Consider the following 11,820-nt stretch of genomic DNA (forward strand, 5'->3'; position numbering starts at 1 on the left):
CGCAAGTTGGCTTTCTAAAGGCATAAAAAAATCCGATATTAGTTTCCTAATATCGGATTTTGAAGCTTTTTGAGGATCGGTCAAATGATCTCAAAAATTTCTTAACTGATCGGCATTACTCCCTTATTGGGGGGCTTTTTTATTGCCTAAATTTTATTCTCAGATAGGGACGACGATTATGACTAACACGCTTTTTAACAAGCACATCATTTCGATTCCAGAACTGTCGCGTGCAGAACTTGAACTCATAGTGAGCACTGCAGGCCAATTGAAATCCGAACCCAATACTAATCTGATTAAAGATAAAGTCATCGCTAGCTGTTTCTTTGAGCCATCGACTCGTACCCGCTTATCATTTGAAACTGCTATCCAACGCATCGGTGGCAGCGTGATTGGCTTTGATAATGGCGGTAACACTTCACTGGCGAAAAAGGGCGAAACCTTAGCGGATTCCGTGCAAGTTATCTCTTCTTACGTGGATGCCTTTGTGATGCGCCACCCTCAAGAAGGCGCAGCTCGCCTTGCTTCTGAGTTTTCCAATGGCGTGCCTGTGATTAACGCAGGAGATGGTGCAAACCAACATCCGACACAAACTCTACTCGATCTTTTCAGCATTGCAGAAACTCAAGGCCGACTAGATAACCTCAACGTAGCCTTTGTCGGTGACCTAAAATATGGCCGCACCGTGCATTCTCTCACTCAAGCATTAGCCAAGTTTAACAATGTGCGTTTCTTCTTTATCGCACCGGAAGCTTTAGCTATGCCCGATTACATCTGTGAAGAGTTGGATGCAGCAAGCATTCAATACAGCCTGCATACCGATATGGAAACTGTAGTACCTGAACTTGATATTCTGTACATGACTCGCGTGCAAAAAGAGCGTTTTGATGAATCAGAGTACGCACACATTAAATCGGCTTATATTCTTACCGCCGCTCTACTGAAAGATGCGCGCGAGAACCTTAAGGTACTGCACCCACTGCCACGTGTTGACGAGATCACTACCGATGTAGACAAGACTCCGCACGCTTATTACTTCCAACAAGCAGAAAACGGCGTTTATGCTCGTGAAGCCCTGCTTGCACTCGTTCTTAATCAATCACTGTAATCGAGGAGAAAGACCTATGACTAAAGAAACTCAATTGCAGGTAGAAGCCATCAAAAACGGCACGGTTATCGACCATATTCCTGCGCTAATCGGCATTAAAGTTCTCAAGCTATTTAACATGCACAATAGCCAGCAACGTGTGACTGTCGGCTTAAACTTGCCCTCTTCCGCTCTTGGCCACAAAGATCTACTCAAGATTGAAAATGTGTTCATCAGCGAAGAGCAAGCGAGCAAGCTCGCACTCTATGCGCCTCATGCGACGGTAAACCAAATCGAGAACTACTCGGTGGTAAAAAAACTGCCGCTTGAACTACCAGAGCAGATCAACAACGTTTTTGAATGCCCGAATACCAACTGCATTACCCATGGTGAACCGGTTGAAAGCAGCTTCAAGATATTTGAAGCCAAAGATGATATTCGTTTGAAGTGCAAATACTGTGAGAAAGTATTCTCGCGTGAAATTGTGACCGAGCGATAGTCTAAAGACCGTTGTGCAACTAGCATAATACCTCACTTTGTTGACCTTTTAGGTGAGGTATTTAGCGCTTTACCTAGTTGCGGATTGAGGGCAAACTGTTTGCCTTTCATTTCGTAATAACATTGGAAACGACCATGACAAAAGTACTTCATACAGAAGCTGCTCCAGCAGCAATCGGCCCATACGTACAAGGTGTTGATCTTGGCAACATGGTTCTTACTTCTGGCCAAATCCCTGTAAACCCAGTAACAGGCGAAGTATCTGCAGAGATCACAGTGCAAGCACGTCAATCTCTAGACAATGTAAAAGCAGTCGTTGAAGCATCAGGCCTAACTGTTGCTGACATCGTAAAAATGACCGTTTTCGTTAAAGACCTAAACGACTTCGCTGCGGTAAACGAAGTGTACGGCGCATTCTTTGATGAGCACAAAGTAGCAAACTACCCTGCACGCTCTTGTGTTGAAGTGGCTCGCCTACCAAAAGATGTGGGTATCGAAATCGAAGCCATCGCGGTTCGCAAATAAACTAAACTTGCGTTGTAGAATATATAAAGGCGAGCTCATGCTCGCCTTTATAGTATTAGTTGCTAGCCATTCAAACTTTATTTAAAACCTTTGACCTTCTTAATCAAATCGTAAGCGTTCTGGATCTCTTGTGATTTTTCTTTCGCTACATTCATCATTTCAGGTGGTAGACCTTTGGCCATCAATTTATCAGGGTGGTGCTCGTTCATCAGTTTACGATAAGCACGCTTAACGGATTTACTGTCAGCATCTTCATCCACACCCAATACATTGTATGCATCGGCTAACTGATTAGCTGATGACGCTTGTTGTTGCCAGCCACCAGACTGTTGCTGACCGCCTGCTTGACCACCAAAACCACCTTGCTGAAAACGAAAAGCCGCTTCTTGCATACGCAGCCTTTGCTCAAGCTGTTGAGACGAGAACCCCAGTCCAACCGCGATACGATGTAGAACCTCACGCTCGCTTGGGTGAATATCGCCATCAGCAAATGCGGCTGAAATTTGTAACTCTAGGAAGAATTGAAGCAAGTCAAAGCGACCACCAGTCGAAATTTTTACCTTCTCAAGAATTGAAATCAGCGGAAAATCACTGGATTTACCTTCACGAAATGCATCCTGCGCAGCTTTACGTTGCTGACCATGAAGATTCATACGGTCCATCATTGCGCTAGCAAGCTCAATTTCCTGACGGGTCACTTGTCCTTTTGCTTTCGCGACATGGCCCATCACAGCAAAGGCTGCTTTGAAGAACTCTTCTTGGCGCTCCGCTTGGCTAGGGCCACTAAAACCTGATGTATTAAAACCGGCTTGGCTTAAACGACGAGCCTTATCAAACTGGTGACCAATGAAGAAACCTATCACTGCTCCCAATACATTGCCTAACAGCAACCCAAAAAAGGTCCCCAGAATTTTGCCAAAAATATGCATTATGTGCTCTCAATCTCTGAATTTTTTCATCGTAGCGCGGTCTTATAGTGCCGGATGAATGAATTTCCTTTATGATAAAGACCGTTTTATTTTTTATTCGGTCATCCATTTACCGGATTTATCAAGTTCAACAGGATAGTAAAACTCGATGTCACGTTTTCCCCGCACGTTACTTGCCGCTTCAATCAGTGCCGCTGTATTTGCGTCTCAGGTTCAAGCTAATGAAGCCATAGTAGACGATAGTGTGCAGGAACTGCCCGCTATAGATCAATGTTTGATCGACGAACCTGAAGCAGAAAACCCTAATCAGCAACCCATCAATGTTGAAGCCGATAGCCTACAAGCGGTGAATGGTAACAAAGCGACTTACAGTGGCAACGTAGTTGTTGTTCAAGGTAAAAAACGCATGTTGGCTGATAATGTCACCCTACATCAACAAGATAACGTTGTTGTGGCTGAGGGTAACGTAACCTTCAGTGACGGTGAAGTAAAAACTCAATCCGACAAAGCAGTCAATAACCTAAACACTGACCATGTTGAGCTGACTAACACAGACTATCAGTTTTTGTGTGAACCAGGCCGTGGTGAAGCGGCTTACATCGCTAAAACGGGCAAAGCGGTTTACGAAATTGAAGATGGCACGCTGACATCTTGTCCTGAAGGCGACAAATCGTGGCGTATGACCGCATCGACTATTGAAATCGATCAGAATGAAGAAGAAGCGACTTTCTACAACCCTCGCTTTGAAGTGTTGAATGTACCTGTTTTTTATATGCCGTACATGACAGTACCAATTGGCGATACTCGTAAAACTGGTTTTCTTTACCCAACAATTTCATACGGTTCAAGTGACGGCCTTGAGCTTGAAGTACCTTTTTACTGGAACATTGCACCTAATTACGATTTAGAATCGACCATTAAGTACATGGAACAACGTGGCACTCAATGGAACAATAAATTCCGTTACTTAACTGGGGTTGGAGCTGGTCAACTAGAAGCAGAATACCTATCTAGTGATAAAAAATACCCTGAACAGGATAACCGTTGGGGTTTTCAATTTACTCATGATGGCATATTAGATCAGTCATGGAAGTTTCGTATCGACTACTCAAAAGTCAGTGATATCAATTACTTCACTGATGTTGATTCGAACATAGGTAACCGAGAAGAGGGGCAACTGCTTCAAGAGGCAGAAGTCACTTACCGCTCTGCATCATGGGATGCATCTTTACTAACTCGTGATTTCCAAGTATTGACTGAAAATGGTAATTTGCCCTATAGGATACTGCCACAGTTGAAATTCAACTATTACGCACCAGAACTTATGCGTTTCTTAGATTTCGACATGGTTAGCCACGTGTCACGCTTTGACACCGATGATGGCAGCAAGCCATCAGCAACGCGAGCTCATATTGAACCTGGCCTTACTATTCCAATTGGCACTACTTGGGGAAGCTGGACAACAGAAGCCCGAGTTTTAGCGACTTACTACCAGCAAGACCTTGATGGTATCAACTTGAGTGACAGCCAGTACAGTGGCTATAATCTAAAAGAAACCACTTCGCGCGTCATTCCTGAATTCCGCTCTCATGCGGGTATTGTTTTGGAGCGAGACGCTTATGTTTTGGGTGGTTACACCCAAACGCTTGAGCCTCAAATTCAATACCTCTATGTGCCAAAAGAAGATCAAAGTGAGATCTATCTTTACGATACTACCTTATTGCAAACAGACTACTATGGTCTATTCCGTAGTCGTAAATACAGCGGTGTTGACCGAATCTCCGCAGCAAATCAATTTAGCTATGGTGCATCAACCCGTTTTTATGATGATCAGTACAAAGAACGTTTGAACATCTCATTTGGTCAGATTTTTTATTTGGATAAAGAAACCAAAAACAGTACTGCAATTAACCCTGATGCTGAGCAAACCAACTACTCTGCTTGGGCGGTTGAAATGGATTTCAACTATAACGATTACTTGTTCTATCACGGTGGAATTCAATACGATATTGACTCAAGTGAATTACAGTTAGGTAATAGCACACTTGAGTATCGTTTTTCGAGTGGCTATATCCAAGGTAACTACCGCTATGTAACCAAAGAATACATTGAGCAAACCGTCGATCTCGATAGCATTACAGATGGCGATATCAATTCAATTACTCGCAATGGTATCTCTCAAGCTGGTCTATTAGCGGGCTACAACATCTCCCGCAACTGGAATGCAAGCGCACAATACTACTACGATCTCACGACCGATGAGGCAATTGAATGGCTAGCGAAGCTTAATTACATTGATGACTGTTGGTACATTGGTTTTACATACAGTAACCAACTGCGTAGTTGGGTACCATCGTTCTCAAGCTATCCAAATTCAGAACCAAATTATGAGAGTAACTTTACTGTAAACTTCGGTATCGTTGGTTTTGGAACGAACATTGGTTCTAACTCTGGCTTAGAAAGCTCAGATGGCTCAAACAATTCTCTTGGCTATGGTCGCCCATTCTTCTTAAACAACTAATTATTACGCCAGCTCGAATGTGAGCTGGCATTAACGTCTATAGGGTTTTAAATGAAAATTTGGAAACACGCGCTACTGACCCTAGTAGCCGCTTGCCACATTGGCGCAGCAAATGCTCAAGTGGTTGAAATGGATAAAGTGGCAGTCATCGTAAACGAAGGCGTTGTACTGCAAAGTGACATCGATACTGCACTAAAAACGATTCGTGCTAACGCAAAAAAAAGCGGTCAAGCACTGCCTAGTGACGATGTACTGATCGAGCAGGTGACGGAAAAATTGATTGTTGAAGCCATTCAACAACAAGAAGCGGAACGCATTGGTGTCCGTGTTGATGACAGCCGAGTAAACTCAGCTATCGAAGATATCGCCAAAAACAATAACCAAACCGTTGATCAGATGATTGCTTCAATAAGTGAAGAAGGCATTAGCTACAGCGAATTCCGTAACCAAATTCGTAAAGAGATTGCGGCAAGCGAAGCGCGCAACGCATTGGTTCGTCGTCGTATTAACATTCTACCAGCAGAGGTAGAGAACCTAGCGGATGCATTAGCACAAGAAACTAGCGCAACGGTGCAATACAAAATTGGCCATATTCAACTGCGTGTTAACGATGGTGAAGATAAGTCAGAAGCAGAAGATCTCGCTAACGAGCTAGTCGAAAAGCTAAACAATGGTGCTAATTTCAGTACCTTGGCGTACTCATACTCTAAAGGCCCGAAAGCACTAGAAGGCGGTGACTGGGGATGGATGCGTAAAGAAGAAATGCCAACTATCTTTGCTGACCAGATTAAGCTGCAAAACAAAGGCAGTATTATTGGCCCATTCCGCAGCGGCGTTGGTTTCCACATTCTAAAAATTGAGGATGTGAAGGGGCTAGAAACTGTTGCGGTTACAGAAATCAATGCTCGTCATATTTTGATCAAACCAACCGTAATCCTGAGCGATAAAGGGGTTCAGAAGCAACTAAATGGTATTATTGCTCAAATCAACGCAGGTGAAGCAACCTTTGGTGATATGGCTCAACAATACAGCCAAGACCCTGGCTCAGCAGCGAAGGATGGTGAACTGGGTTACCAAACTTCCGATCTTTACGTACCTGAGTTCAAACACCAAATTGATACCTTGCCTGTCGGCCAAATCAGTGCGCCATTCCAAACCGTACACGGCTGGCACATTGTTGAGGTGCTTGATCGCCGCGAAGTTGACCGTACTGACTCAGCATTGAAAAACAAAGCATACCGAATTTTGTTTAACCGTAAATTCAATGAAGAAGCCAATGCATGGCTGCAAGAAATCCGTGCGAGTGCATTTGTTGAAATGGTAGGAGACGAGCGCAATGTCAATTAAACGTATTGTTGTCACCGCAGGTGAACCTGCGGGCATAGGCCCAGATCTTGTTTTAGCGTTATCAACGCAAAGCTGGGATCATCAAATCGTGGTTTGTGCAGACAAAACAATGCTAGCCGAGCGTGCAAAACTACTCGGCATTGACGTTGAGCTTCATGACTACCAAATTGGCGCTCAAGCAAGCGCGCAGCAGGCTGGCTCTCTAATTGTCGACCATATCGATCTGCATACACCAACCGTGGCCGGTGAGCTAAACGAAGCCAACGGCCATTATGTATTGCAAACTCTAGAGCGAGCAGCTCAAGGTTGTATGAATGGTGAATTCGATGCCATCGTAACGGGCCCTGTTCACAAGGGAGTTATTAACCGTGCGGGTGTTGCATTTAGTGGCCATACCGAATTCTTTGCCGAGAAATCCAATACACCTTTGGTGGTGATGATGCTGGCAACAGAAGGACTTCGTGTTGCGTTAGTGACGACCCACATTCCTCTCGCTTATGTGTCTAAAGCAGTCACTGAAGAGCGTTTGGAAAAAATCATCGATATTTTGCATAACGACTTAGTAGAAAAATTTGCTATTAGTCGTCCAAACATCTATGTTTGCGGGCTTAATCCTCATGCAGGGGAAGATGGCTGTTTAGGGCGTGAGGAAATAGACACGATCACGCCGACGTTGAACAAGATAAAAGATCAAAAAGGGTACAACCTTATTGGTCCGCTTCCAGCAGATACCATCTTTAATGAAAAGTATTTAAATGATGCCGATGCAGTCTTAGGCATGTACCACGATCAGGTTCTACCAGTTCTTAAATATAAAGGGTTTGGACGTTCAGTAAACATTACTCTTGGTCTACCCTTTATTAGAACATCAGTCGATCATGGTACAGCACTAGAACTTGCAGGGACGGGGCAAGCGGATACAGGGAGCTTCCGAACAGCGCTGACGCATGCAATAGATTTAGTAGAGAAAAAACAATGAGAAATGATGTCCACTTAGGGCACAAAGCGCGTAAACGTTTTGGTCAAAACTTCCTAAACGATCCTTATATCATTGATGGTATCGTATCTGCCATCAACCCTAGACCAGGCCAAAACTTAGTTGAGATTGGCCCTGGCCTTGGTGCAATCACCGAGCCTGTAGGTCGTGAAGTCGATAAGTTTACTGTTATTGAGCTAGACCGTGATCTTGCAGAGCGTCTGCGTAATCACCCAGAACTGGCTGATAAATTGACGATTCATGAAGGCGATGCAATGCGCTTCGACTTCACTCAGCTTGTAAAAGAAAACAATCCGCTGCGTATCTTCGGTAACCTACCATACAACATCTCTACGCCGCTGATGTTCCACTTATTTGAGTTTCATAAAGACATTCAAGACATGCACTTTATGCTACAAAAAGAAGTGGTTAACCGTTTAGCAGCTGGCCCAGGTAGCAAAGCTTATGGCCGACTTACAGTAATGGCGCAATACTACTGTAAAGTTGTTCCTGTGTTAGAAGTACCACCAACAGCCTTTGTTCCGCCACCAAAAGTAGATTCAGCTGTCGTGCGCTTAGTACCTTACGATGTACTACCGCATCCAGCGACAAGCTTGAAATGGTTAGATCGCGTATGCCGTGAAGGCTTTAACCAACGTCGTAAAACAGTACGTAACTGTTACAAGTCACTATTGAGCTTAGAGCAGTTAGAAGCGCTAGGCATTAACCCATCGATGCGCCCTGAGAACCTTACCTTAGAGCAATTCGTTGCAATGGCTAACTGGCTAGATGCTAACCACGCACAACAGCAATAAAGCTAACTACAAGGGCGCATCAGCGCCCTTTTGACTAAATGAAGTACGAGGAGGCCGCATGGATGTTTCTCAGCCTTGTATCAAAGTCCAAGTCCATACCAAATACATTCCCGAGCAATCAGAACCTGATAGCAAGCGCTATATCTTTGCCTACATCATCACCATCAAAAATTTAAGCACTCAAACGGTTCAGCTTATTAGCCGTCGATGGCTAATTACCGATGCCAATGGTAAACAGATGAGCGTTGAAGGCGAAGGTGTTGTCGGACAGCAACCCTTCATTGCTGCTAAGGACGAATACACCTATACCAGTGGTACCGCCATTGAAACGCCTGTTGGTGTGATGCAGGGGCAATACATTATGCTCGATGAAAAAGGCAAAGAGTTTGCGGCTGAAATTGAGCCATTTCGATTAGCCATACCCAACGTACTCAATTAATTCGATTTTTAAGGTAAATAACGTGTCGACCTACATTGTCGGAGATATTCAGGGCTGCTTTGACGAATTGCAGCGCTTACTCGAACAAGTCCAGTTTAATCCAAGCAGAGATCAACTTTGGATTGCAGGTGATCTTGTTGCTAGGGGCCCAAAATCACTCGAAACTTTGCGCTTTATGAAGGAATTGGGCGATAGCGGTAAAGTCGTTTTAGGCAATCATGATCTCCATTTACTGGCGGTATCTCTCGGGGTTCATCGAGTAAAAGAGAAAGACCAAACCGCACCCATTTTTGAAGCCGACGACAAGCAACAATTATTGGAATGGCTACGCAAGCAGCCATTACTGCTTGAACATCCTGAGTTTGCTATGTGCCATGCGGGCATCTCTCCGCAATGGGATTTGGCAACAGCACGTGAAGCGGCACGCGAAGTGGAATCGGTATTACGCAGTGACCAATGGCAATGGCTGATTGAGAACATGTACAGCAACCAACCAGATATCTGGAATGATGATTTGCAAGGCATTGATCGCTATCGCTATATCATCAACGCGTTTACCCGTATGCGTTTTTGCTACGCTGATGCTCGCCTCGATATGGACAGTAAGTTGCCACCACAAGAGGTAACTGATGGCTCGTTGATTCCTTGGTTTAAGCTCGATTCACGTAAAACGATAGAAAAACCAATCATCTTTGGCCACTGGGCTGCATTGGAAGGTCTGTTCACAGAGAGCGAAATTGGTTTAGATACGGGGTGTGTATGGGGTGGTTCGCTCACCATGCTGCGTTGGGAAGACAAACAATACTTCACTCAACCCGCGCTGTGATCTATCTGTTATAAAAATAAATAGTAAAAGGAGAGCCTGCGCTCTCCTTTCTTATAAGCAATTTTAAGGCTTACTTATCTAACACCACAAAACGCATGTTATAGGCATTCTTATCGTCAGCAGTAAACGCTTCTGAGTAGCTTTCTACGAACTCCTCTCCCCAAGCAGGGAATTGAGTGTCACCTTCAATCTGAGCATCAATGTGCGTCACGTAGAGCTTAGTAGCAAGCGGTAAGCATGCTGCATAGATCGCGCCACCACCAATGATCATCGCTTCCTCCACGTCTCCCGCCGCTTTTAGCGCTTGTTCAATAGAGGTCACAGTAACCACACCTTCAATTTCAAGCTGACTATCGCGACTAATGACAATATTGGTTCTTCCCGGCAGTGGTCGGCCAATCGATTCATAGGTCTTACGCCCCATGATGACAGGTTTACCCATGGTGCAGCGTTTAAACCAAGCGAAATCCGCAGGTAAGTGCCATGGCATCTGGTTGTCTTTACCAATAACTCGATCGTTTGCCATCGCGGCAATCATACTAATGATCATTCAAAAGCCTCTTAAACAATAGGTCGACGGCGATAAATTAACAGACCCGGCATAGCAAGACCAACCGCTAAGCCAGCAATAATAAACATCGCTTTCAAAAAGTTGGTGGTGAGCATAGCAAATAACTCAGGGCTAAAGCCTTTATGATTCAACTCAACTAAAGCAATCATGGCTTTAAATGCAAATACTCCCGGAACCATAGGGATCAACGAAGCTACCGTAAACACTTTAGGGTGCGCAAAAAACTTGTGCGACCAATGAACACCTATCATACCGACCAACGTCGCGGCAAAAAAGGTAGCCCACTCAATCGGAACACCAAAGTGCATCATTAAGTAACGAGAGCCATGACCTATCGCACCGCCAAGCGCACAATAGATTAACGCTTTTTGTGGCACATTAAATACCAACGCGAAACCGACAGCTGGAATAGCGGCGAAAAACATATCGTTAAGTAAACCAAGTAAAAGATCCACTGTGATCATACCCACCCCCAAGTACCTAAGACTGTCATGGCCGCGACAATGCCCAAGCAGGTCGATAATGTCAGCAAACTTGCCATTACGAATCGGGCAATGCCCATATTGATATAGCCCTTAAGCATATCGGCGACTGAGTTAATTAATGGTACACCCGGAACAAGCATCAATACCGACGATGCCATCACCACAGATGGTAAGTTACCAAGTTCATACACCACGGCTTGAACTGAAATAGCGGTAGTCACAAAAGCGGTCACCGCAAAATTAACCAATGGGTTGAAATGACGATGGCCGATTTCTTGACGTACGATCATCCCCACAGAAGAGGCTAAAAACGTCATGGCAAAAACAGTCCAATCACCTCCTGCAAGACGGCTGAATGCCGCGCACGATAAGCCAATCATCACAACCACTAACCAACGGTTGTAACGTTTGGGACTGATTTGATTGATTTTATGCTGAGCAAGGTAGTCATCGATGATCCCACGTTCAAGCATGATACAAATACGCTGAACCTGAGTTATGACCCGCATATTGATACCGCGATCGGCACATCGTCGTGCGGTAGTAATACAGTGACCATGATGAACGGTAGTCACAACAAGAGAACTGGCAGACAAAGATACTTCCACTTCGTCCATACCGCAGGCAAGGCCAATACGCTGCATGATATTACCCACTAGGGTGCTCTCTGCACCGTGAGCTAACAACATTTGCCCCGCCTGAGCAATTAAGCGAGAAACCGCTCTCTGCTTAGAATCCATGATTGGTTCTTAACTCCATTTATACAACAAGCTCCCAAACTAGGGAGAAACAATAATAACG

At 44.6% G+C, this 11,820-nt stretch carries 13 protein-coding genes; 9 read left to right on the forward strand and 4 right to left on the reverse strand.

From position 1 onward, the window contains the following. Window positions 1-178 precede the first annotated feature (178 nt). The 3 genes from pyrB to MU515_RS16460 all read left to right on the forward strand — a co-directional run bounded on the left by pyrB (window position 179) and on the right by MU515_RS16460 (window position 2,110). A complete protein-coding gene (pyrB, locus tag MU515_RS16450) occupies window positions 179-1,108 on the forward strand; it encodes an aspartate carbamoyltransferase (protein WP_260261479.1) in 930 nt (309 codons plus the stop codon). 16 nt (window positions 1,109-1,124) lie between these two features. After that, the gene (pyrI, locus tag MU515_RS16455) at window positions 1,125-1,586 is read left to right on the forward strand and encodes an aspartate carbamoyltransferase regulatory subunit (protein WP_260261480.1); all 462 of its coding nucleotides are present in this window, start codon (window positions 1,125-1,127) and stop codon (window positions 1,584-1,586) included. 134 nt (window positions 1,587-1,720) lie between these two features. Beyond that, the gene (locus MU515_RS16460; protein ID WP_260261481.1) at window positions 1,721-2,110 is read left to right on the forward strand and encodes a RidA family protein; all 390 of its coding nucleotides are present in this window, start codon (window positions 1,721-1,723) and stop codon (window positions 2,108-2,110) included. 77 nt (window positions 2,111-2,187) lie between these two features. Here the strand turns inward: MU515_RS16460 and djlA are convergent, their stop codons facing one another. Next, window positions 2,188-3,039 (reverse strand): co-chaperone DjlA, encoded by an 852-nt coding sequence (gene djlA / locus MU515_RS16465; RefSeq protein WP_260261482.1) that lies wholly within the window; start codon window positions 3,037-3,039, stop codon window positions 2,188-2,190. 148 nt (window positions 3,040-3,187) lie between these two features. Between djlA and lptD the strand changes: the two genes are divergently transcribed. The 6 genes from lptD to apaH are packed head-to-tail and all read left to right on the forward strand — an operon-like array spanning window position 3,188 to window position 9,963. Further along, window positions 3,188-5,560, forward strand: coding sequence for an LPS assembly protein LptD (lptD, locus tag MU515_RS16470; protein WP_260261483.1), 2,373 nt, complete (start codon window positions 3,188-3,190; stop codon window positions 5,558-5,560). Window positions 5,561-5,611: 51 nt separating this feature from the next. Further along, window positions 5,612-6,907 carry a peptidylprolyl isomerase SurA gene (gene surA / locus MU515_RS16475; RefSeq protein ID WP_260261484.1) on the forward strand — a complete coding sequence of 432 codons (1,296 nt, stop codon included), beginning with the start codon at window positions 5,612-5,614 and terminating at the stop codon, window positions 6,905-6,907. Next, window positions 6,897-7,886: a 4-hydroxythreonine-4-phosphate dehydrogenase PdxA gene (gene pdxA, locus MU515_RS16480; RefSeq protein ID WP_260261485.1), complete on the forward strand. Its 990-nt coding sequence runs from the start codon at window positions 6,897-6,899 to the stop codon at window positions 7,884-7,886. The genes surA and pdxA overlap by 11 nt, the downstream gene beginning before the upstream one ends. Next, window positions 7,883-8,698, forward strand: coding sequence for a 16S rRNA (adenine(1518)-N(6)/adenine(1519)-N(6))-dimethyltransferase RsmA (gene rsmA / locus MU515_RS16485; RefSeq protein WP_260261486.1), 816 nt, complete (start codon window positions 7,883-7,885; stop codon window positions 8,696-8,698). The genes pdxA and rsmA overlap by 4 nt, the downstream gene beginning before the upstream one ends. 58 nt (window positions 8,699-8,756) lie before the next feature. After that, window positions 8,757-9,137: a Co2+/Mg2+ efflux protein ApaG gene (apaG, locus tag MU515_RS16490; RefSeq protein ID WP_260261487.1), complete on the forward strand. Its 381-nt coding sequence runs from the start codon at window positions 8,757-8,759 to the stop codon at window positions 9,135-9,137. Window positions 9,138-9,159: 22 nt separating this feature from the next. Further along, window positions 9,160-9,963 (forward strand): bis(5'-nucleosyl)-tetraphosphatase (symmetrical) ApaH, encoded by an 804-nt coding sequence (gene apaH / locus MU515_RS16495; RefSeq protein ID WP_260261488.1) that lies wholly within the window; start codon window positions 9,160-9,162, stop codon window positions 9,961-9,963. Window positions 9,964-10,033: 70 nt separating this feature from the next. On the opposite strand, the gene folA is transcribed toward apaH, so the two are convergent. Genes folA through MU515_RS16510 form a run of 3 tightly spaced genes read right to left on the reverse strand, consistent with a single transcriptional unit; the run spans window position 10,034 to window position 11,759 of the window. Then, window positions 10,034-10,513, reverse strand: a complete 480-nt coding sequence (gene folA, locus MU515_RS16500) for a type 3 dihydrofolate reductase (protein WP_260261489.1) — start codon at window positions 10,511-10,513, stop codon at window positions 10,034-10,036. 11 nt (window positions 10,514-10,524) lie between these two features. Continuing rightward, complete coding sequence (locus MU515_RS16505; RefSeq protein WP_260261490.1) at window positions 10,525-10,998, reverse strand: threonine/serine exporter family protein; 474 nt, start codon at window positions 10,996-10,998, stop codon at window positions 10,525-10,527. Then, window positions 10,995-11,759 carry a threonine/serine exporter family protein gene (locus MU515_RS16510; RefSeq protein WP_260261491.1) on the reverse strand — a complete coding sequence of 255 codons (765 nt, stop codon included), beginning with the start codon at window positions 11,757-11,759 and terminating at the stop codon, window positions 10,995-10,997. Before MU515_RS16510 ends, MU515_RS16505 begins: the two co-directional genes overlap by 4 nt. Window positions 11,760-11,820: the final 61 nt, after the last annotated feature.

It is taken from the genome of Vibrio intestinalis, from assembly GCF_025195085.2.
Taxonomy (GTDB): Bacteria; Pseudomonadota; Gammaproteobacteria; order Enterobacterales; family Vibrionaceae; genus Vibrio; species Vibrio intestinalis.